This window comes from Sporosarcina aquimarina (assembly GCF_019748715.1).
Taxonomy (GTDB): Bacteria; Bacillota; Bacilli; order Bacillales_A; family Planococcaceae; genus Sporosarcina; species Sporosarcina newyorkensis.
In genome coordinates, this window is the sequence record NZ_JACLBZ010000008.1 from 139,428 (window position 1) to 162,597 (window position 23,170).

A 23,170-nucleotide genomic window follows, 5' to 3' on the forward strand; every position below is an offset into this window, starting at 1 on the left:
GATGATCAGCTCCTTTTATGATTCAGCCGTATATTTCCTAGATGGCAAGATTCTCTAATTTTTAATTCTGGTGACAATAAGTAATTCCGGGGCGAAAAGACTTCATTTGCAAGAATTCGCTCATGTAACAATTGAAATGCCAACTCCCCTAATGCATTCATAGGTCTGGAAACAACAGATAGTTTTGGTTTAGTAAAAGTCGCAATTTCTATATCATCAAAACCTATAAATGCTACCTCTTCTCCAAGCCTCCATTCCAGATCTTGTAACGCTTTTATGCAACCAATAGACATTAAATTGTTTGAAGAGAAAATGGCAGTCGGCCTAACTTCTAATTCATTTAGAGTACGTGTAGCAGAATAACCCCCTTCTTCAGAAAAGCTACCTTGTACGACAAATTGATCATTGAGTGGAATCTCATAATCCGAAAGCGCTTTCAAGTAACCTGCAAAGCGATCTCGTCCCGGTGTCGTGCTATGCGGTCCGCAAATAATAGCAATATCTTGGTGCCCTTGCAGGATTAATTGCTTGGTAGCTTGATAGGCTCCATCAATATTGTCAATTAGAACAGAATCAAAATTATATTCATTGATCCTTCTATCTAGTGCCACAACCGGAATACCTTGTTCTTGTAAAATTTGAAACTGTTTTCCATATTCATCTGCTGTTGTGATGACTACCCCATCGACTCCCCGCTCCACTAAAATATTAATAATCTCACTTTCAACAATCGGTGATTCACTTGTGTTACTCAACATCGTGTAATAGCCTTTTTTTCTAGCTTGCTGTTCAATCCCGGATACAACAAGAGGGAAAAACGGGTTATTAATATCAGGAATTATAATTCCAATCATTTTCGTTTCTTTCTTTTTCATACTTCGGGCAACCGCGTTTCGGACATAGCCCAGCTCCTTGATCGCGTGTACAATCCTTTTTTCTGTTTCTGCCCGTACACCGCCCTGATTATTGATAACTCTAGAAACTGTTGCAATAGACACACTCGCATGCTTTGCCACATCTTGAATAGTTGGTTTTGACTCAGTACGCATAAACAAATACCTCCAAAAACTCTCTATGTAAACGTTTAGATTTTTTCAAACATTTTTTTATAGATTTCCGATGATTTTTCAACGTTTAGTATATTAAAATGTAAACGTTTAGATTCATTGATTTATATCTTAACATTCATTTAAAATATTCGCAATACTATATTAAATTTAAATAACTTTGAAAAAATCGCCGTAATTATTTTAAAGTTTTCCTATAGGATTCTTAATTTTATCTAACAGTTAAGTTTAAGAAAGCCTTATTAAGACTTTATCCCACGGAACCTTTAATAAGTAATTACTAAATTACAATTGCTGATTATCCTAATATTATTGATATAAACATAGAAAAAAGGACACCTTTTCTGATACGATGATTAGTGTCCAAATTAATATCAGTATCCAAGAAAGATGTCTCTATGAAAATAATTGTATTCAATTCCTCACAATCCTCTTACTTAAGAGTTTAAACAGTCTCTTCTCTGACATTTTGAAAATATAAACATCACACAATTTAAGTGGTTGAAAGACATGCATATGCGAGGAGCCCCTAACCGATCGTTCGATAGAGGGCTTTATCCTACTCAACAAGATCTCGAAAAGAGTGGTGAACAACCGGATATTTTTTAGTTATTCAGCTTTCCATAACAGAAAGAAGATAATAAAGCTCACTAACCAGGGCATATGCAACTGAACAAAAGTCCCCACTTGAGAAAGCTGTTCCAGTCTGGCAATCCCCCATTGTGAACCGAAGGCATGTTTGATTCTTTTATCTACATTATTTAAACCGATCCTTGTGGTGTGACCTGTTCCTTTGGATAGTGGAATACTCGTGGAATTTTCTTCGATCCCCACGCCGTCATCTATTACATTGATAACGATTTTTTCTTTCTCTGTGTAAGCTTCTACAATTATTGTTATAGCATCACCAGTGCTTTCAAATCCATGGACAATTGAGTTTTCAACGATTGGCTGCAAAGTAAATATCGGAATTTTATAATCTAACAGATGATCTTCTATGTTTATTACAATCTTAATTTGATCACGGTAGCGTGTTTGTTGGATGGAAAGATAATATTCGAGGTGTTCAATTTCTTCCTTTAGCGGAATAAGCTGATCTATATTGCGCAGGCTGTAACGTAAGATTTTCCCTAATGAATACGTTACATCCTCGGTTTGTTTTGCGTTTTCCATATAGGCTAACCGTGAAATCGTATTCAATGTATTAAAAAGAAAGTGCGGATTAACTTGAGATTGGAGTACTTTTAATTGAGTATCCTTTAGCATTTTTTCCAATTCAGAGCGGTGCTGTAACTCTTCCAACAGCTTTATATTATTCAGCGATAATTCTTGTGCTGTTAAATGGGCATCGCCCAACTTCACTATGTAGTTAGCAGTGACAAAGAGTAATTCAGCAATTGACTGGACCCGGCTTTTGTTTTTTCGATCTAATTGATCGAAGAATTTCTGCAGCATCTCTTGATCTAATGGCAAATCCGCCAAGTCCATCTCTATTTTTGGCAATTCCTCTAATTCCTCATCTTCTATAAGAACTTGTCCACAAAGAATCGAACCTAAATATTCGTCGCGCAGTATGATAGGCGCAGCAAAATCCACAAGACCCGTATGGCAACGGTGAATAACCGGTCGTTTGCTCTCTGCTGCCAACTTGCCCACTTTATCGTCAGACAGTATACAACGCTTTTGTCCTTCGCTGCATGACCGAATATATTTACAAAAGGCTGTGAACTGACTCGGCTTGGTCACCGGCTCTCCTTGTGCATCACAAATTAATACTGCCACTCCCATCGCTTCAGCAAATTGCTCTTGCAGTTTTTGCAATTGGTCTATATCGACAAATTCTCGTAAGCTCTTTATCATATATATCACCTTTTTCTGAGTCAGTTCTGACGCGCTATATAATGCTATGAATATATGTCTTTTTCACTCGTTCTTTTTTCAGTAACTGCTCATTTTTCCGATAGTGGCTGGGCGGAATTCCTTCTTGTTTTCTAAAAACTCTAGTGAAATAATTAGAGTCAGAAAACCCGCAAAGTCGGCTAATCTCCGTGATCGTATATTGAGAATCAAGCAACAATTCCTTCGACTTCTCTAGACGTGTAGATGTAATATACTCGGTAAGCGATCGATCCATTTTTTGTTTGAATAAGCGACTAAGATATTGTGGATGAAGATGAACGAGCTGTGAAAGTTCATTCAGTGTCAGCTTATCCTCTAAATGACCTTTTATATAAGTGATCAACTGTTCAATAACTTCAGTAGATGGAGTTTCTATTTCTTGTATATCTGTACTTTCTACAACTTTTGTCAAAGACCCCACCAACTCTTCTGGACGAACTGGTTTTAATAAATAGTCTTCTACACCGATCTTAATGGTTTGCAATGCATAGTCGAACTCATTAAATGCAGTTAGAAATATGATTTTAATCTCCGGATTCATTTTCTTAATGAGCTTAGCGGCGGTAAGACCATCCATTTTAGGCATCTTGATATCTATTAACATGACATCAATAAGAGTAGCACTTGCAATATCTACGGCCAGTAAACCATTCTTAGCTTCCAAACATTCAATAAAACCAAGATTACTTTTTTTTACAATATCGAGCAAAACTTCTCTTTCAAGGGGTTCATCGTCGACAACTAATAATTTTATCGATCTCTCCTCCTTACTCGAAATATTTAGCTCCTTTCATTATAGACTATATTATGAATTCAGACAATTCGAGAAACCCTCCAGTCTATTTCATGTAAACCAACAGGAGGGTTAAGGAAATATATTATGTTAATTAAACGAGACCAGCTTCCGCAACTTCAGTATCTTCAGAAACCGAACCGCCGCTGACGCCTATGCCTCCGATAATTCGATCACCACTCTTTATAGGAATTCCACCTCCAAACACTACAATTTTTCCATTATTCGTAGTGTTAATCCCAAAAAGTTCTCCGCCAGGCTGTACTGCATCATATAATTGGGAAGTTGGCATTTGTAACGCAACAGCAGTCCATGCTTTATTTTGTGAAATATCAATACTAGCTAATAAGGATTGGTCCATTCGATGACATGCCAATAAATGCCCACCGCCATCTACAATGGTAATCACCATAGGAATCTTAATTTCTTTAGCTTTTTCTTCAGCGTGTTCAATCATTTTTTTAGCTGTCTCTAAATTCAGTTCTGTCATCATACTCCTCCTCAAGAAATAATGGCAGGCCCTTTACTAATCGGGCAGCATTTTGTCCTGCTCTTCTGCCGTTTTGTTTTCTTTCTATTAAATAGGGACGATTAGGTAGTTTTTCATGAAAGATTGATATGGCATGTTCATTTCGGATTAGAATGCTGACTTGCAAAGAAGTAAAGCTGAATCCTTCATCTGAAATTTGTTTACAGGCAAATGGAACTCCTTCTTCCTCAAGCCCTGCACATACTTCTTTGACAAGCAGTTGGTCTACTGATTCCGATAAGAAGATGGGGATGTATACTGTGGTGTGTTTCATATCCTATCATCACGCCTTTTCAAAGTAGATAAGACCAGCCCCGTTGCCACCGCATTCCTAGGTCCCTCTGTTCCTCTAATGTTTGCGAAGCCTGCGACAATACCATATTTGGATAACTCATCATTGATCATTTCCGGAATTTCAAAATCCAGTGCGGATCCACCTAACATCACTACAAAAGAGATGTGTCTAATATTGTGGGTAGGGAGTACCTGCTCTAGTGCACGAATGGCGTTCGTAACAAATACTTTTCGTTTAGCCTCTCGTCGGATGGTACGAATTTGTTCCATTGAATGGCGGATCGGCAAAGGAGTAATCCCTTTCTCTTCCCGAATAACTACTTTTCCAAATGCCTCAGGAGGAAACGGTTCTTCGGAAAACAAGTAGGTCCCATCCTCCAATTGCATATGATAGAGACTTTGTAGTTTTCCAAGCGGATATTTCTTTATTTTCTCTGCCAGCTCAAGATCATGAAGCGATAGCTCCGTATTGATCAGCAGCGTCACCATATCTCCAGCTCCTGCTAGGTGAACCGTTCGAATCGTTCCATTTTCATCATTCGTCGCTGCATCCGTGGAACCGCCACCCATGTCCAATATGACGATAGGCCGTTCCGTTCCCGGCGTTGTCAGCGCCCCGGCTATCGCCATTTCCGCTTCAATTCCTCCCACTTCAACTGATACACCAAGCTCTTTCTCTAATAGCGAAGATACGGTCTGAATGGAAGTCTTTTTAGTCTGCACCATCGAAGCAAGCCCCACTCCACTTTCCATAGTGATTTCACCCGCCAGTGCTCCGCGAATAGAAGAAGGAATTTTTGTATCGACTGCAAGTAAATCTGTAATACGAATTTCATGTATAGTTTGATCCGTTACTTCCGCCAAGTCCTGACGCAAGCCATTTAACATCGCACCTGCATTCGTACCTTGTTCACCTTGTACATCGTTCAACACACCTATTTTTTTATAGGACTCCATAATTTCATCCGCACCATCATTGACGTCAACTTTCACACTCATCCTATTACCGACCATTGTGATGCTTCCTGATTCAATTTTCCGCTCTGCGATCTGCCCCGCCGGTGTCCGTATCACGACGGCCGAACGATTTCCGACCAATGATTTGGCAACAGGCGCTACTTGTTTCGTTTCTTCGGGGGTTAAATCAAATACAGTAGAGAGTCCAAAAGGGTTGCTGAGCATCCGAATGACATGTCCAGGAGGCGCCACTTCAATTGCTGCCTTTTTTCCTATCGGCACTTTATCAATCATGGCCACTTCATCTACGATAGGCACTTTCATTTGCAGGCGATTGTGGATTAAAACCCCGTCATCCTTCTGTACGATGACTCCTTTGATCTGGATCCCTTGTCTTTCAAATTTATTAAACTGATAGGCTACCCATTCATAATCGAATTTCTTTGACACTACTACAATATAGGGTTTATTTTCCTCGGCATGTTGCAGCAATTGCTCGATCAAAATGGTTTGACCAATCCCTATTCCTTCTCCTCCGGGCGTATCCGGATTATGACCGATCATAGAAGATTCCGTAATGATCGTTTCACTGATGACGTCCATGGCGAGATCGCCAATAACTGGTACTGCATCATTGATTCGAACTATATTAATCTCAGAAATAGTTCGATTAATTTTTGACATAGCTAGCTGCAGACATGATTTGATTCCTTTAATATTAGTAACCGTTCCTTTAATCCCAGTCGTCGGGACAAGATGCTGAGTTAAAAATACGGCCTCATTTCCGCATACTTCTACAATCGCTACCTCTGTTGATGAATTCCCAATATCCACTCCTGCGATAAGTTGCCTGCTCATTCCTTATTCCTCGTCTATACGCAATATGTTTCGTCGGCTATATACTTCAGCCGCCTCTTCTACTAACTTGGCGTTTTCAAACGCTTGGTATTCACGCTTCAATTCATCAGCAATCGTCAGCAATTCATCATAAGAAGAACGGTTAGGACGAAGGGCACTATAGATTTCGAGAATTCTTTCATCAGAAATCGAAATTAGTTCTGCAGCTCTTCTAAAATTTCTCCCTAATTGGTCTCGCTCTATACTCTCCGATATTTCCGCCTGCATAATTAAAGTTTCGGGGCTGATCCGTAAATCTTTACTCGAGATGTCTCCTTTTAACGCCGCTTCTAAAGTCAAGTCATCATAGGCTTTGTTCGTTGGCGTAAATAATACGTCTGTTCTTTTCTGTCCTAATGGGTAATCTTGTCTTGTCAATCGGCTCATACGGTTTCCTCCTCTGAAATGGTAAAGCTGTAGTCTACATTTACAGCTGGCTTGCCCCTTACAATTTCTTGCGCTTCTTTCAAGTGCAATATTGCTGCAATTGCTTGGTAGCGGGGCCTAGCCATCTGATCGTTTACAACCGGAACAGGATCAACGTTCTCTCCCCGTGCATATAAAGCGGCATTTCTACCGATATCACGATAGGTTTCAAGTGTAATCAGCGGTGATTGCGGAAAGAGTTCCAGATTACTTAATGGATCTAAATCCCGTTGATGAATGATCGTAGTCCCCCTAGACTGAATGCCGATTCCTATTCCTGAGCCGCTCAATTTAGCAGCAAGATGCCCAATAAACGCTAAGTCAGCAGTTTCAAAATTACGGATTACACGTGTTACACCGCCTTGTTCTTCAATCCCGGAGATAATTTCACGCAAGACTTCACTATGCTCTACGCTAACAATCGTCTTCGAAAGCGCTTTCCCAAAAGCCGGTGAAACAGCAATGACAACTTCTTTCGGATCCGATCCTTTAGCCGCTCGTGATTGATCATCCATTTGCATTTCAATTGAATATGAATAATTCATCTGATGACACCTCCTCAATACTCACTTGGACTGATTGCTTGGCGAATATTCTTGATTTCTTCCCATCTTTCCTCACTCATTCGATAACCGGTTCCCGGTCCTGTATAGTCATTTTCATTATTAACGGCACTCCGTACAATATTATTCTCATCAATTATTGCGGAAGTGTGTAAATAATCCCCAGCCACACGCTGCTTAAGCATATTGAAAATTCTTTCGGCTACTTGATGATAGCCTCTATTCGCTAAAGCCAAAGCCACATCCAATCCTGTAATGCCTTCTTTCAGCACGCTCTCAGCAGCCTTTAAATCTTCCATCACATTTCGTTTCGGCATATCGTCGCTGCTATTCGCATACGTTGCCGCGTCGATCTCCTCTTCAGTAATCGCGGGAAAACCAAGTTCATCAAAAAGTACTTGCATCGTCTTGGCAGCTTGATAGCGCACTTCAATTACTTCGCTTTCTTCAACTGGCCGCAAACCACCGTCCACCATCATATCTCGTTGTATAATTAAAAAATCATCTAAATCGGATGAATCCATATTCGATCCAGCGAACATATTATCACTATTCGGAACCGCACTATAACCTGAAAAGACAAAGTCTGTGCCAGGCAACATTTGACATAGCATCTTTGCACTGCGGCGTATTTCAGAGTGAGAAAAAGTTTGGTCATTTCCTGAAGCTACTTCTAAATCAAACATAGTCGTAGCCAAGTTTTCTGCCAATACTGCGCGAATTCCGCTTGGAACAGCAGCTGGAATCCCAATGCAACTAATCGAACCATTCTGCAGTCCCTGGACACCTGCACCTTTTGCCATCATGATACAGCGAATTTCCAAGTACAACATCGACTTTCCTTCCGCACCTGCCATTTGTACTTCGGAACCCGTGCCTGAAGTGAAACGCATCTTCGATCCCCTTGAAGCATATGCAGATGCCAAGAATGACTTTGACCATGGGGTATCGTCTCCATCTTTAAAAACGGACTCTGTTCCGTATATTGAAATCGTCTCTGCATACGTCGTCAAACCAAGCATCGCCAATCGTAATTCCGTTGCCTCTTCCAATGCATCTTGCGTCAAAATACCGCCTCTGACAGTTTGGGAACCTACCAAAAGGGCAAGCGCATTAAATGGTGCATACCGCACAACTCCTACCGTCGTTTCCTGCTCATCAAATCCTCTTAACGCAGCTTCTGCCGCATCTGCCGCCATCAAGACAGGATTATCTCGAACATTTGTCACGTGACATTGATTGGAAGGTTTCTTTCTGGCCCGCATTTTTTGAAGCGCCATCATCATCTCTACCACATTTAATTGATTGAGCACCTCTACTATTTTGGCAGGGGTCAAACCTTTTACAATCGCTAATACTTCAGAACGTGACACATTGATATCTACTAATTTCCTTGCGATATCCACACTTTCCGTGTTCATCATCTCGTTGGCAGTTGCAACATCAATTGTATAATCCGCAATAAATTGATCTAGCATATCAAAATCTTTACGCAGTTTTCCATCCAACTCGACAATGCGGCCATCCTGTATCTCAATAGACGGCGATGGATCATTCGGACTGGACATCGCAACAAATCCTTGTTCCGGCCACTCATGTACAAATCCATCCTTATTGACAGGCCGATCCTCCAAGACTTGAAAACGCTTGGAACGTCTGACTGCTGTTGGGCTCGGTTTCATGTAAGCACTTCCTTTCTAAATTTTCAATCTATTCAATCGATTATAAGCTATGTATTTATTCATTGCTCTATAGAATCGATACTCGACTTAGGAATATCGATACTTTTTCAAACTGTGGATTAGCATTTTTCGGATGAGACGAAGAATCTATATTAAGTATTTGCTATAGTAACGAATCCAAAATGTTTTTCTCATCCAGTTGGCAGATATAGTTACCATTGCCAGGCTGTTTGCATCAGCCGAGTTTTAATTGTGTATTTATAATCAAAAGCATATCCAATTGACACCCAATCCTTCAGCGTTTATACTGAACATACAAAAAAATATACAACTTCCTTTAAGGGGAGTAGCTATAAAGCAAAGTCGTCAATACGGGAGTTCATTCCCCGGCTTTGTTTACAACACTAGTTGTTTGCGAGACCTTACCGTTTATTTGGTGAGGTCTTTTATTTATTTAGAGGCGATATGACCAATAATTGGACATATCGCCTTTTTCATTTTTAATTTATTGGAGGTCAAACTTTGCAAAGCTATCAAGAACTTGCAAAAACAGTCACTATAAACAAGGAAAACCGTTTAATTCACTATGATGATTCGTTAATGCATATTGGCACAGGTAGAAGTGCATTTGTGTTTAGAATAAAATCCACCATGAAGGCAATTAAAGTATATTTCCCTGCCTTTTCTTATATTGCTGAAGAGGAAACCGACATTTATAAAAAGCTTCAAAACATCACGTATTATCCGGCTGTGTATGATTCAGGATCGAATTATATTGTGATGGATTATATAGAGGGCCATACTCTATTTGAGTGCTTGTCTAAAGGAGAAATCATCACGTCCGCCCATATTAAACAAATTGACGATGCACTATCTTTAGCAGCTGCAAGGGGTCTAAATCCATCCGATGTTCATTTGCGCAATATTATTGTCACTATTACTGGTGAGATAAAACTCATTGATGTTGCTCGTTTTAGACAAACAAAGGATTGCCGGCAATGGGATAATTTAAAAAGAGCCTATGTAAATTTTTATTGCAAACGTTTATTTCCAAAGAAGGTTTCTGCTCCATTTCTGAACTTCATTGCTATCCTATATAAAAAAAGGTGCATACCATTTTTTCGGGCATGAATAGATGTGGAATACAAAAGCATTAAAATGGGAAAACGAGGTAATTCTAAGGAAAAGGAGAGAAGAACGATGAATGATTCTAGAGAATGGTTAACAGAAGAACTTAAAAAAGTACAAGATTGGGAGAACAATCAGAGTGATTTATGGTTTTGGGAAAAGCTAGGGCGACTGCCGTTTAAAATAATCGATAAATGGACGCCCGATTTTATTCAACGTAAAATTGGTATACTCCTTGACGAGCTCGGTCAGTATATCCAAACAGGCGGGAGTTATTTAAGCTCAGTTTCTAAAATTACTTCTTATTACCCGGACTTTGATGTGAGCACGTTAGCAAATGTAGAAAAGCTACCCGTTTCTACAATGGATGTCGCTGTCGAAAAAATTACGGGCAACAGAAAAAAACTAGCAACACTGCAAGGCGCGGGCACTGGCATTGGCGGTGTTTTCACATTATCGATCGACATTCCACTATTACTTAGTTTGCAACTAAAAACATTGCAGGACATTGCGATTTGTTATGGCTATGATCCAAATATTAAAGAAGAGCGTTTGTTCATCGTAAAATGTATGCAATATGTCTCAGCCGACATTGTAGGCAAACAAGCCATCCTGACTCAATTATCACAATTTGATTCACCTGACGATGCTTCAAAGCGTGAAATTTTATCTGAACTACAGGGCTGGCGTGAGGTGTTTTTTTCCTATCGAGATCAACTTGGTTGGAAAAAGTTTTTCCAAATGATTCCGATTGCAGGTCTCGTGTTTGGCGCCTTCATTAATCGTTCCGCTGTCAATGACATTGCCGAAGCAGGAAAAATGCTTTATCGAAAAAGAAGGATTGTTGAGAGGCTGGATATACTGCATGATTCAAGTGACAGCTCGTGTTTGGATGCCTAGTAGTGTCGAATAAAAAAGGGATAGGGTTATGTAATTATACTGAAATGCACCCCAATTGTTAGACAGAATCTAACTTTTAGGGTGCACTTCATTCGAGGTTCTCTCTTCAAATCCCAAGGTATTCTTCCAACGTCAAACCCTCTTTATATATGCGTTTGGACACTTCATTCCCTACGTAACGAAAATGCCAGGATTCATGCATGAATCCTGTTACTTTTTCTTTTCCCGGCGGATAACGCATGATGAAGCCGAAACGATGGGCATTGGCTGCCACCCATTTTCCTGCCGGTGTTTGCCCAAAGGAAGTTGCAGCCCAATGTTTATTTTGATTCGTTTCACCGATATCGAATGCCAGGCCGGTTTGGTGTTCGGAATAACCTGGGCGGGCGCTATAACGGTCGGCGGCTTTCTTACCGTCCCTTGTGACGTATCGTTTATAAAGGCTTGTTTGATAATCGAAAGAACGATATGTACTGAATGCGGTAAGACGAATACCGGATTTCCTTGCTTCGGTTGCCATCTTCTTAAATTGCGCACGTGCTGTTTTATTTTCACCAGGTGCGAATTGCTTAGGTAATGGATACTGTTTATTGACGAACAGTAGATTTTTGATATATGTCGGCTTGGCAGGAAGTTGCTGACCTTTAATGTATTCCGCTTTTGATACTTCTTTCAGTTTGACTCGGGAATCCACCATTTGCGCTGCAAGCTTTTTGGCAAGTTGTGCTTCTTTGGATCCAACTCGTGCTTCGAGTTTCTTTGTAATCAACGGCTTTGCAAGATCAATCTTTTTCTGCGCATGCAACCGATGGAAAAAGACAACAGCCTGTGTTCTCGTCAACCGGTTGTTTGCACCGAATTGCTCCAAGAGGTTTGCTCTTTGAGGAGATTGACCGGTTGATATTTGCACTTTCAATAAATATCGGACAGCCCCTTCCAATTCATGCGTTTCTCCATTTACATAAGCAAAGACCTGAGCAAGTAATCCTCTCGAGACCGGCTGATTTCTATACGCCGGGTTCTCATAACCTAATAACGGAATATGGAATCTGGATAATGCTTCGTATGTACTGTTCGACCAAACGGTATGATCCAGATTTTTATAGCGGCCAGCTTCAGTCTGAAAAGCTGCGTAATATCTTGTCAGCATGGCAGCAAACTGCGCTTCCGTCAAAAACGCCTGCGGTCGAAATGTACCGTCTGCATTACCGCTAATAATACCTTTCACATATGCCCATTGAATGGAATCGAATGAAGGATTATTTTCTTTTACATCGCTGAATGCACTTGCCTTTTGCGCCTTCATGCTGAATGATACTGATATGAGCAGTAATGTTATCAATATGTATTGAAAGGATTTCATTTTGATCAACTTGTGACATTCCCTTCTATAAAAAATTTACTTCTTTAAGACCTTTTCAAATGCTGACATGTCGCTACTCCAAAGGTTTTTTATACTAGCTTAAAGTTTCTATCCTTCCATGTTTGCTGTGAACACCGCTAATGTATCAACAGACACGGCTATTCCTCCTCAAATATGCCAAATAATTTATCTAATCTCATTATACTAATTCCAAATAGATTATGTCAGTCATTTATATTTAATTTGCACTCTATCTTCAAGTAAAGTAGCGAGACAATCACTCTACGTTTATAGTAAAATAGTATCCTAAATCAATATTTGAAGGAGACTAACAGGTGAAAAAATCATACACCTCTTTACGATATATAGTGTCTTATCTCATGGCCGTTTTTCTAGTTTTGGGACCTGGCGCAGCATTTACATTTGCGGAAACAGCAGATGCTTCTTCTAATGAATTGCTTGTGAAATATGCAGAGCTTCCGAAATCTATTGCAGCTTCCGTCCCGCTTCCTGAAACAGTAGAGCAAGTGGAAACGCTGACGCCATCCGTTGAACTTCTTTCATTCCCTCATGATGCAGATGTAAAGCTAGTAGCAGAAAAACTGGAAAAGAATCCATTTATAAAAACAGTTGAACCAAACCACGAGCGAAGTGTCTCGGTCACCAACGATGTCTTTTACACTAATCAATGGTGGTTGCCGCATGTACAAGCCGAGCAGCTATGGCCGTTAGCCGCCAAGCAGAAAAAGCAGGCAGTCGTGGCGGTCATTGATTCAGGAATTGACACGACTCATGAAGATTTAGTCGGGCGAATTGCGCCGGGTGGCTTCAACTTTATCGATCAAACACAAAATATTCAAGATGTGAATGGCCATGGAACGAGCGTAGCAGGTATCATTGCTGCCAACAGCAACAATCGAAAAGGAATTGCCGGTGTAACGGGTAGTTATGGTGTTTCCATTCTTCCATTAAAGACCGTGCATGATGACGGCAAATCAACGGTAGCGGATAATCTAAGAGCGATCGATTATGCCATTCAACAAGGTGTCGATGTCATCAATATTAGCCAAGGGGGCACGTCGCCTTCAACTATTGAACAAGATGCTATTCGCCGGGCAGTGAGGGCAGGTATCCCGATCATCGCTTCTGCAGGGAATGATGCGTTAAAGGGCAACCCCACTATGTATCCAGCTGCTTACGATGAAGTCATTTCCGTTGGATCCGTGAATCAACGGAATAGCCGGTCCGATTTCTCCAACTATAATAACCAAGTCGATATCGTGGCACCAGGAGAACAAATTTATACGACCGGGATTTCCAATCACTACGTCATAGCGAATGGAACCTCCTTTTCTGCTCCGATTGTCGCCGGAACGGTGGCCATGATGAAAGCTATCGTGCCGGAACTGTCGGTGAAGGAAATTACAGAGGTCCTAACAAAAACCGCCAAAGATTTGGGTCAAGCTGGAAAAGATGCCGAATATGGTTTCGGCTTATTAAACAGCAAGCAAGTAAAGGCTGAACTCGAACAGTTGTTGATTCAGAAACAAACTGTGCCGGTCACAGGGATTTCATTGAACCAGACAATGATACGCCTACTTGCGGGTGAAGATGGAGATGCGGGTGAACAAACAGTATTGACAGCAACCATCACACCATCAAATGCAACCGATCGGAACGTGGTATGGACCTCTTCCCGACCAACAGTTGCTAGCGTCAGCCAATCAGGGATGGTGACCGCAGTCTCAAAAGGAGAAGCAATCATCACTGCTGAAACAGTCGATGGCAAGTATAAAGCGACAGCTAAAGTCATCGTGGATGCACCAAAACCATTCGTCGGCACATTTGCGGATCTAACCGTAAACACTTCAAAACAATTTGTTGTGAAGTTCAATAAACCGTTAGCCGAGGGCATGAATTATAAGAAGCACATTCAGATTTCAAAAAGGGCGGATGGACAACAGCCGATTACGACCTTTAACGTTACATTCAATCCCGCGGTTCCTGACCAGTTAATAATTGCACCGCAAAGTCGATGGGAACTGGGAACTTACTACCTGAACATTCGACAAGGGGTCCAGGCTAAAGACGGGAAATTACTGACTGAAAACGTAAATATGCGGTTTATTGTACGGTAGGAAATGAGGAAGTAGAAAACGGCCGACCAGCCCGAGGGATGGTCAGCCGTTTTTTGTTCTTAATTTCATTCACAAAGTGCCGAGACCATCATGTGATTATGGTTAACTCAGGAAATCTTTCATTCTTTCAATGCTCTGGATAACTGACTGGATGGCGTGTGAATCTGGTAGCTGTTCCTCGAGAATGCGGCGATATCATATATTACACCTCCGCAACCGGCATGCCGGCGTTACGAGCAATAATGCGGGCACCTTTGTCATTTGACAAAAACAGCAAATTGTTTGCACCGTTTTTGAATTCATATAAATAGGTTGCGATGATTTTCTCGTCAGCAGACGTTGACAAGGCCAATTTTTGCAGCTTATCATATGTAGGCACTTGAATTAGCTTTAGCAAACCTTTGCGCTGATACGCTTCTATTACATCAAACGCCAATTGCGCACGCATTCTAGTCAATTTTTCTTTGTTGTTCTTCAACCCATCTAATTCTTTAAAAACTTGACTACTGATGATGAGCTTGATTTGCTTAGTACCCAATAAATGGATCAACAAATCTGCATCATGCATGAGAATGTTCGTATCGACCGCAAACTGGTGGTTATTTTCATGATATGTAGTAAGAAGTCCCGCACGTTGTTCCATCTGCTTTTTTTGCTGTTTTTTTGCAAGTCGTTGATTCATTCTTCTTGAACTGTAATTGGCCTCAATCATAGAGAGAATCGGTAAAACGAACAGTACGAAGAAAATAGCCCAGCCCGAGAAATCATCCCCTTGTTTCGTTATTCTGACAAACAGAACGAGATACAAGGCAAGAAACAAAATACTTTTAACAAGCTGTCGATTATAAGCCTGTCCCAAACCTATGGATACAAAGGATAGGAAGGAGGCCATTCCCCCACTAAGCTTTCCTTTGGTGATTTTAGGATGCAACAATAGGAAATATAGACTTAAGATTGCATTAAAAACGATCATACTGGTAACCGCCGAACTAATAAGTGAAGTACTAGCCTCTTTTTTAGCAAGGTAAGAAAATATGAAAATAAGAACCATTTTTACTCTTCCTCCAACTGTAGTATCCTTTCTTAAAAACCATCATGTCCACTATGATGTGTAAAATCCGAATCCGCACTTCCATGATCGATCCCATGATAGGATTCATCGACCACTATACTGACACCTGGGTTGATGTAAGGATCATGCATATCCATATGGGAATGGTGAATTTCTAAACTCTCAAATTGCTGACGTTCCAATTCATCCATCTCATCAGAGAAATCGTCATGTCGACTGCTCGAACCAAATAAAAAAGAATTGCTATTAAAATTATTCCATTTTGGATCCTTCACCGATAAATCAGTTGCCCGCTTCATCAGCTCCGAAAATTCATCGTGCTCACGAGGCAACAACAATTTTCTAAACAAGCTCCACATTTCCAACACTCCCTCCTTTTTTTCCGCTCGGTTGACAGGGCAGGCTATAATTCCGTGTGACGCTTAGAGATCTTAACTAAAACATAAGGACAATTCGTGCATTTTGGCGTGTACTTTCGATAATTGGATTTCCAACTTTACAGTAGTATTTATCCCCACCCTATTGTATGTAAAATATTCAAACAGGCAAAGTGTATTAAGAATTAACTATATTCTTTCTCTTTCTCGTGACTAGTAAGTAACTCATGCGAATTATGCATTTTAGCAAAGACGGCTAAATTGAGAGGGTCGTTTGTCTTGGTGTGTATACAGGTTACGGAAAATGGAAAGGTGAGATAAAAATGATTTCTTTAAATTTCACTGCTTCTATTTCATCTAACATTTCCACGATCATATAATGTATCAATACAAATAAGTCCGCTAATGCAAAATGAACTGCCACCCCAATTGTTAAACAATCACTAACAATTAGGATGCAGTTCAACCGGTTAAAAACTTCCTTCTTTTCCCTTAATCAACTCTCTGATTTATATCAAGTCCAGTTCTTAGTCTTCATAATGCATTCCATCATTAGATTGGAAGCTTACCTTAAAACGGCCTTTGTTTGTTTCGACTCTAAATACATACTTATCGTACGAATATTTTTGATCAGCTTTATAATCATGAGCCGTGTCTCGTACAGTCGATACATAGCTTACGGTAACATCGCGGTGACCATAGCCTTGATAATCCTGTTTTAGAATCGTTTGCGCTTCGTTAACCGTAAGCTGCAGATGCTGTTTCCCTACCATTTCATACGTATAATTCGCCATCTTCCAAGTTCCTGATTCTTTTATGAATTTATAATCTACAAACCCGCCACCAGACAAGCCATCTGAAAACTCAACCGTTTTCACATTGACCGCATTACTGTTCGGCTGATTGAAGCTGAATCTGATGCTCGTATCTACATAGTATGGAAAATAGAAACTATCGCATTCTGTACATGCATGCGGATAATAGTTCTTCAATTTCGTATCCGCAAACTCCTTCGTCACATACTGAAGTAATTGCGGACGAATAGTATTGAATGATTTCTTCTTATATTTTCCGTCTAAAATAATCCCTTCAATAATATGCGGCAGGCGGTATGAAAGGTCCACTGCCTTTCCTTTCGTCACAGCAGTCGTATTCGGACGTGATTTAGTGACATTGATTGCGCGCTGTAAAAATTCCGCGTAATGCGCCCGCGTGACAGGTCGACTCGGGTAGAACTTTCCGTTATCCCCTTTTGATACACCGCTCGAATACATTGCGCTTGCATGTGGATATCCCCAGTGATTGCTATTAACGTCTTCAAATGGTCGTTGGTAAGGTCCCATATGCAAGTCGAATGCCAAGTCCAACACTTTCGCCATTTGGATGCGAGTAATGGTAGAATTCGGATTAAACTTTCCATTTGATCCACCTACAATTCCCGCTTGCGACAGTTTCATGATCGGCGTGTAATATGGATGACTTTTCGGCACATCCGTATAAATCACCTTACTGGATGACAGTCCCGGCAGCTTCACTGCCTTTTCAAGCAACTGCGCTACATGCTTCCGGCTAATTTTTTCATTCGGACGGAATGTCCCATCAGGGTAACCGCCAATATACCCAGCCTTTTGCATTGCCTGGATCGCCTCATAATTCGGATGGCTTTTGGGCACATCTTTGAACTCCTTCGCTGATGCTTGGTTTGTTCCAATGAAAATGAATGAAGCCAATAGCAACAGGCTGGTCCAGCTGACAATCGATACAATCTTCTTCATATACTCCCTCCTCTTGTCTAGTAAAATATGATTACTAGCTAATCATATTTTACCAATGATGTATTAGGTAGTATATAGTGAATTTTTCGAACGGAATTGTGAAGTTTCGCTGTATATTATACATACTCAACGTTATTTTGAGTTGTTCAGTCATCTACTTATTGATTTAGAAAGCAGTGAATTTTATCGCGGTATTTTCGGGGATTTTGAACCGGTATTGACAGGTCTGACCAGGTATACAGTTCTGCTACTGCTGCTGTAAAAAGGAATAGCAACTCGTTGTCGAAGCTACAGAATTTGCGGTCGGCATTTCCTGGTTTTGTTCGGATACTTCTCAGCCTTGCGCGGAGCCCCCCATTTACCTAGAAAATTTTGGTAGCCAGGTAGATGCTCCAGCCGGTTGCGCGGACATGTCAACAATATCCAATTTTTTGTGAGGATCCATCTTTGCCGTGTGCAGTTTTTTGGTCTGCAGAAAACGCAACAAACAGAAAGAGCACACGAACGATCATTCCAATCATTCGTAAGCTCTTGCTTGTTCCTCCTTCAGTTTTTCAGACTCGATTCGAACTGCGCAAGGAACTATTTAAAATCAATCTGCTCTTCAATCCGACCACGATCGTTATGGATATAAACCATCGTTCCATCTTCTTCCGCCAGTTGCTTCGCTTCTTCGATCGCCTCATCTTGAGAATCCGTTGTGCAGATTGGCTCATCCTCACCTTCGCGTTTCACTGCCCACTCGTTTTCATGCGGCACGACATGATAGCGTGCCTCTTTCGTTCCCGCACGGTCTTCAAAGTACTCATTTTGCTCTCTGCTCATTCCGAAGCCTCCCCAGTTTTTTTATTCTATTTATTTCATACCCCGTTGCAGGAGGATAAAACAGGTAGTTGATTTGGAAGGCCCTCTTACAGGGAAAACATTAGTAAAGCCGAATAATCAAGGGTACGCAAAACTATGCAAGACATTAGAGTTGAGAAAGCTCTTTAGCCGACAAATCATTAATCAGCAAAATTTTACGGGTATTTATTCCCAATCTTTAAGAATACTTAATTACGAAATTCTAGTACCCTACATCGGGAATCTTTTCCTTTACCAATTTCATAGCTTGTAATCATTTCTGCTTTTTCTGTCCAGGTAATTGCCTGATCTACTCCAAACATGAAGTTTGACAGCACGATATTGGCTTTTACTAAATAACGAAAAAGCAGCCAAACATCCCAGAGGACAGTTGATTGTACTTTCTATTATATCCAATTCAGATTTGTGTTTAACCCTTGCGGGGGCCTTATTTCTGTTTTCAGTAAAAGCCCTCCCCCAGGCAAATAAACATCGATAGTCTCTTCGCCATCATATTCTTCCTTTACAGATGATCCCCTATGTCTTAATCCATAATATCGCCTGTTTCATAGCTCGTCCCGGCATCTCTTTCTTTATGTTCATCTCTCATCAGGCCAATCTGTGATTCGTGAACAGACTCGCCAAACATCTGTCTCAATTCGGATACTGAATCTTTATAATAGTAGCCTCTCAGCTCAATTATATTTATCGTAAACATTCTGGCCATCCGGATAGGCATAATAACCGCCTTCCGCTTCATATTCACTCAGTTGAGAGGGATACAGCTGTTTGTAATGGGTGATGATTTGTCCTTTCCTTAAACCCTCATCAAGAATGTAGCCTTTCCTCAGCCGACCTGCCAAGTCTTTGGGTAATGCTCTGTATGGGAACGGATTAATATTCTTGTCAATCTTGTACCAGTTATCCACCAGGTCCTTGTAAGCCTGGAACATTTCTTCCACAAAATCTTCACTGTACCATTCATCCTCTATGAGCAGTTTTCTTACACGTATTATAAAAAGTTCCTTGCTTCCGGCTGCCATTCATACGTCTTAAACACCCAGCCATTTGGTTCTCTATTGAAATATTTATATGTCTGGATGTACTGGTCTTCAATCACTTTCACCTTCGCCGTGCTAGCAAACAGCTTCGACTCCTTTTCAATTTTAATGCTTGTAATCGATTAGAGAACTTTATTTGTTACTACTCATTAATCGTTATCGTAGTTTACACTCTTTGTGTAGGCTGGGTACTGTCACCTAGTTACACAGACAGAAATGAGGAGTAAATTTTTTCTGTTAGTGAATAGCGTAATCCTCAATTCAATTGTTGTAGTCACTACTTTTACGATATCAAAAAATGTAGTTCTATCGGCAAAGTAATTTCTCAAGCACGATAATGTATACAAAACAGAATAGTATCCGAGCGGTGTGATGGTCACCCTATTTTACGGAAGTGTATACGACTGTTCGACAAACATTAACGGTTTTTTAGGTAACCTAAATGTTTAAAAACCCGAATAATTTGTTGCACAAGGACTCTATACTATGTACATGCTCAGTAAATTCGAGAGCTATCGCGCGATTCACAAAGTCTTTCATTGGTATGGAAAATTGTTTGACTTTTTTATATTTTTCATAGCAGCTCAGCCTTGTTAAAAACCCATCTTTTTATATTTGGTATAATAAATACAAAAATAGACAGGCTAGATAAAATAGCAGCCCCTGTGAATACCGACCTCAATCCAAATATTTCTGCAACATATCCTCCCACCATTGGACCTAATAAAATACCAAAGGCGTAGAATGATTGATAAAATCCCATAGTTGACATTTTTAATTCCTTAGGACTTATCCTCACCACTTCACTTAATAATATGGGAAAGATAAATCCCAATGCTAGTCCTAATCCACTATGGTACATACTCATCGTCAAAAAGCTTTCTGCTTCCGATATTAGAATGTTAAAAAAAGCAGATAACGCAAAGCAAGCGATTAACAAAATTCGATTATATTTTGGGTCGATACTAAAAATCATGAGTACTAGTGAGATAAGAGCATGTGGAATAAAGAAAGCAAACATCAACCAGATAAACTGGGATTCTGCTATACCGATTGATAAAGAGATAGCCGGACTAAATCCAAATATTGAAACAAACAAAAGTGCATGAGAAACGAATGACAAAAAAGTGATGGTCTTTATTCCGTTAATTTTACTTGTCGCTTGTACAAGCTTTCTAAATGACATCTTTGGCTTTTCTTGTTCTCTCTCATGTATCTCTTTTATATTCCATACAAATATTACTCCCAACAAGGAAGCAATTACACCTAACCAAAATGGAAGATTCCATCCATGAAAATGTATAATATACCCACTCGATACCATACAAATAAATTGTGTAGTAACTGTATTAAATTGCATGGTCCCCATTGACTTGGTCGCTTGATCTGCTCGAAAATAATAAGAATACATTACAGTAGCGATGCCCCACATCGCTGCCGTTACGCCAGCAAATAAGCGAGCAATTAAAATAAAATAAAACGAAGTAAAAAAAACTAAAATTATGCCACTTAGGAAAGAACAAGCAAACCCCAGTATTAGTAGTTTCTTTCTGATGTTATACAAAACATCAGACAAAATGCCTAAAGGTAACCGCAATAGAATTTGTGTAATACCATAACTTCCTAAGATGATACCGATTGCCAAATAAGAAAACCCTGTTTTTTCTAAATAAACACCAAACAAAGGAACGTAAATATATATAGAGAACCAAAAACAAAATACGGCTAAATTAAAATTGATATGTGATAAGATAGATGGCTTACTCTCTTTATCTAACACTGATTGTGCGAATTTCATCTCCTCCTATACTATTTCAACTTTAGTTCGTCCCTTGATGAGAAGGAAGAGTAAACATATGAAAATTAAAAAGTATTTTCATCTTATAGAAAAACATCCATAAGAGTTTTATAAAGGAATTCTTTAACTTCCTCTCGATACCTAGTAGTATCCACCGTGCTTTCTATTTCATCTCACAATCCTTCTAAATAAATCTAAATTTGCAAACAAAAAAAGCCCTCTGTTGTATAAATTAAAGGAAGAGGACTATTTAAAACTCTAAATAAAATTGCTATTTGGGATTCAATTTAATATATTAACCAATATAATAAAGGTTCTTCACGTTATAACCAATTCGATAGATTTTAAGTAAAACTATTTTTTAAGCTAGTGAATTGACACTAATTATATTGTTTTATAATCTTAATATCGCTTTTCTTTGTAATATAAGTTCTCATCATTTGTTCCGCTCTTTGTGTTAATAGTTCTGATGCTCTTTCCATTGCTTCATTCAGAGTCATCGGACCATCTACAATACTATGAACACATTGGATGCCATATTGGTAAAGTATATCAATCCCTTCGCCAATTGATCCAGTTAGAACAAAAGTCGGTATTTCTTGTTCCCAAGCCACCTGTGCAACGCCCATAGGAGTTTTCCCAGACGCAGTTTGAAAGTCAATTTGTCCTTCTCCTGTTATTACTATATCCGTATTTATTAACGCTTGTTTGAAACCTGAATATTCAATAACTATATCAATACCTCTTTTAATTTCAACTGGAAAAAATGCTAAAAATGCCCCTCCTATTCCTCCTGCTGCTCCAGTGCCGGGGGTATCATGTAATCTGATTCCGGTTTGTTTTTCAATAAGATTAGTCCATTTCACCATACATTTTTCTAGCACTTCCACCATTTCGGGTGTCGCTCCCTTTTGGGGACCGAACACTCTTGTTGCACCATAATCCCCAATTACAGGATTTTGAACATCGCTCGCTATTAAAAATCTTGAGTCCTTTATACGGGGATCAAGGTTACTAGTGTTAATAGAAGAAACATCACACAGTCCCTTTCCTCCGAATCCGATAGGCTCCCCGTTATTATTCATTATCTTCATTCCAAGAGCTTGTAACATTCCAATTCCGCCATCGTTGGTTGAACTACCGCCTAAAGCTAAGATAAAATTTCTACATCCTTCATCTAATGCCTTTTTAATTAACTCTCCCATACCAAATGAAGTAGCCTTCATAGGGTCTAACTTTTCCTGTGGTATTAAGCATATTCCTGAAGAACTTGCCATTTCAATCACGCATGTTTTCTTATCTCCAAGCCAACCATATTCAACCTCGATTGAATTTCCCAGCGGATCTCTTACACTCGTTTTAACTTTTCTTCCGTTAGTTGCAGCTATTAGGCTATCCATTGTACCTTCACCACCGTCAGCTAATGGAATTAGAACAGTGTCGGCGTTAGGCAAAGCTTGTTTTATTCCCTTTTCAATAGCAATAGCCGCTTCCAATGATGTTACACTACCCTTAAATGAATCCGGTGAAATAACAACTTTCATATGTTTATCCCTCAATATCCAATTTTTATATTAGTATAAAATTACACTCAAGCTCTACTGCTTA

General features: G+C 39.8%; 21 protein-coding genes. 3 read left to right on the forward strand and 18 right to left on the reverse strand.

Features of this window, described 5'->3' with window-relative positions; translation table 11 throughout:
• Positions 1-5 precede the first annotated feature (5 nt).
• From H7J92_RS04075 to H7J92_RS04115, 9 genes are all read right to left on the reverse strand, one after another.
• Entirely contained in the window at positions 6-1,049 is a 1,044-nt protein-coding gene (locus tag H7J92_RS04075; protein ID WP_221835481.1) for a LacI family DNA-binding transcriptional regulator, read from the reverse strand.
• A gap of 627 nt (positions 1,050-1,676) precedes the next feature.
• Positions 1,677-2,927 carry a sensor histidine kinase gene (locus H7J92_RS04080; RefSeq protein WP_221835482.1) on the reverse strand — a complete coding sequence of 417 codons (1,251 nt, stop codon included), beginning with the start codon at positions 2,925-2,927 and terminating at the stop codon, positions 1,677-1,679.
• Positions 2,928-2,961: 34 nt separating this feature from the next.
• A complete protein-coding gene (locus H7J92_RS17910) occupies positions 2,962-3,744 on the reverse strand; it encodes a response regulator transcription factor (RefSeq protein ID WP_343228071.1) in 783 nt (260 codons plus the stop codon).
• Positions 3,745-3,853: 109 nt separating this feature from the next.
• Complete coding sequence (locus H7J92_RS04090; RefSeq protein ID WP_009766039.1) at positions 3,854-4,249, reverse strand: GlcG/HbpS family heme-binding protein; 396 nt, start codon at positions 4,247-4,249, stop codon at positions 3,854-3,856.
• A complete protein-coding gene (locus H7J92_RS04095) occupies positions 4,221-4,562 on the reverse strand; it encodes a glycerol dehydratase reactivase beta/small subunit family protein (RefSeq protein ID WP_009766040.1) in 342 nt (113 codons plus the stop codon). The genes H7J92_RS04090 and H7J92_RS04095 overlap by 29 nt, the downstream gene beginning before the upstream one ends.
• Positions 4,559-6,397 carry a diol dehydratase reactivase subunit alpha gene (locus tag H7J92_RS04100; RefSeq protein ID WP_221835487.1) on the reverse strand — a complete coding sequence of 613 codons (1,839 nt, stop codon included), beginning with the start codon at positions 6,395-6,397 and terminating at the stop codon, positions 4,559-4,561. The genes H7J92_RS04095 and H7J92_RS04100 overlap by 4 nt, the downstream gene beginning before the upstream one ends.
• A gap of 3 nt (positions 6,398-6,400) precedes the next feature.
• Entirely contained in the window at positions 6,401-6,823 is a 423-nt protein-coding gene (locus H7J92_RS04105; RefSeq protein WP_221835489.1) for a diol dehydratase small subunit, read from the reverse strand.
• Positions 6,820-7,407: a propanediol/glycerol family dehydratase medium subunit gene (locus H7J92_RS04110; protein WP_221835491.1), complete on the reverse strand. Its 588-nt coding sequence runs from the start codon at positions 7,405-7,407 to the stop codon at positions 6,820-6,822. Before H7J92_RS04110 ends, H7J92_RS04105 begins: the two co-directional genes overlap by 4 nt.
• A gap of 14 nt (positions 7,408-7,421) precedes the next feature.
• Positions 7,422-9,107, reverse strand: coding sequence for a propanediol/glycerol family dehydratase large subunit (locus H7J92_RS04115; protein WP_221835493.1), 1,686 nt, complete (start codon positions 9,105-9,107; stop codon positions 7,422-7,424).
• Between the two features lie 522 nt (positions 9,108-9,629).
• Here H7J92_RS04115 and H7J92_RS04120 point away from each other — a divergent pair.
• Both H7J92_RS04120 and H7J92_RS04125 read left to right on the forward strand, forming a co-directional pair.
• Positions 9,630-10,238, forward strand: a complete 609-nt coding sequence (locus H7J92_RS04120; RefSeq protein WP_009766045.1) for an RIO1 family regulatory kinase/ATPase domain-containing protein — start codon at positions 9,630-9,632, stop codon at positions 10,236-10,238.
• 69 nt (positions 10,239-10,307) lie between these two features.
• Complete coding sequence (locus H7J92_RS04125; protein ID WP_221835495.1) at positions 10,308-11,135, forward strand: EcsC family protein; 828 nt, start codon at positions 10,308-10,310, stop codon at positions 11,133-11,135.
• A gap of 106 nt (positions 11,136-11,241) precedes the next feature.
• On the opposite strand, the gene H7J92_RS17915 is transcribed toward H7J92_RS04125, so the two are convergent.
• Positions 11,242-12,498 carry a D-alanyl-D-alanine carboxypeptidase family protein gene (locus tag H7J92_RS17915; protein ID WP_343228072.1) on the reverse strand — a complete coding sequence of 419 codons (1,257 nt, stop codon included), beginning with the start codon at positions 12,496-12,498 and terminating at the stop codon, positions 11,242-11,244.
• Between the two features lie 335 nt (positions 12,499-12,833).
• Here H7J92_RS17915 and H7J92_RS04135 point away from each other — a divergent pair, with 335 nt between their 5' ends.
• Complete coding sequence (locus H7J92_RS04135) at positions 12,834-14,636, forward strand: S8 family peptidase (protein WP_221835497.1); 1,803 nt, start codon at positions 12,834-12,836, stop codon at positions 14,634-14,636.
• Positions 14,637-14,838: 202 nt separating this feature from the next.
• Here the strand turns inward: H7J92_RS04135 and H7J92_RS04140 are convergent, their stop codons facing one another.
• From H7J92_RS04140 to H7J92_RS04175, 8 genes are all read right to left on the reverse strand, one after another.
• A complete protein-coding gene (locus H7J92_RS04140) occupies positions 14,839-15,609 on the reverse strand; it encodes a PIN domain-containing protein (protein ID WP_221835498.1) in 771 nt (256 codons plus the stop codon).
• A gap of 110 nt (positions 15,610-15,719) precedes the next feature.
• On the reverse strand, positions 15,720-16,067 hold the full coding sequence (locus H7J92_RS04145; RefSeq protein ID WP_221835499.1) for a hypothetical protein: 348 nt from the start codon (positions 16,065-16,067) through the stop codon (positions 15,720-15,722).
• A gap of 545 nt (positions 16,068-16,612) precedes the next feature.
• Positions 16,613-17,860 carry an S-layer homology domain-containing protein gene (locus H7J92_RS04150; protein ID WP_221835500.1) on the reverse strand — a complete coding sequence of 416 codons (1,248 nt, stop codon included), beginning with the start codon at positions 17,858-17,860 and terminating at the stop codon, positions 16,613-16,615.
• 582 nt (positions 17,861-18,442) lie between these two features.
• Positions 18,443-18,685, reverse strand: a complete 243-nt coding sequence (locus tag H7J92_RS04155; protein WP_221835502.1) for a DUF2188 domain-containing protein — start codon at positions 18,683-18,685, stop codon at positions 18,443-18,445.
• A 562-nt stretch (positions 18,686-19,247) separates the two neighbouring features.
• Positions 19,248-19,421: a hypothetical protein gene (locus H7J92_RS04160; protein WP_221835504.1), complete on the reverse strand. Its 174-nt coding sequence runs from the start codon at positions 19,419-19,421 to the stop codon at positions 19,248-19,250.
• Complete coding sequence (locus H7J92_RS04165) at positions 19,399-19,746, reverse strand: hypothetical protein (protein WP_221835505.1); 348 nt, start codon at positions 19,744-19,746, stop codon at positions 19,399-19,401. The genes H7J92_RS04160 and H7J92_RS04165 overlap by 23 nt, the downstream gene beginning before the upstream one ends.
• Before the next feature lie 592 nt (positions 19,747-20,338).
• Positions 20,339-21,562 carry an MFS transporter gene (locus tag H7J92_RS04170; RefSeq protein WP_221835507.1) on the reverse strand — a complete coding sequence of 408 codons (1,224 nt, stop codon included), beginning with the start codon at positions 21,560-21,562 and terminating at the stop codon, positions 20,339-20,341.
• 380 nt (positions 21,563-21,942) lie between these two features.
• A complete protein-coding gene (locus tag H7J92_RS04175; RefSeq protein WP_221835509.1) occupies positions 21,943-23,106 on the reverse strand; it encodes a glycerate kinase in 1,164 nt (387 codons plus the stop codon).
• Between the last annotated feature and the right edge of the window lie 64 nt (positions 23,107-23,170).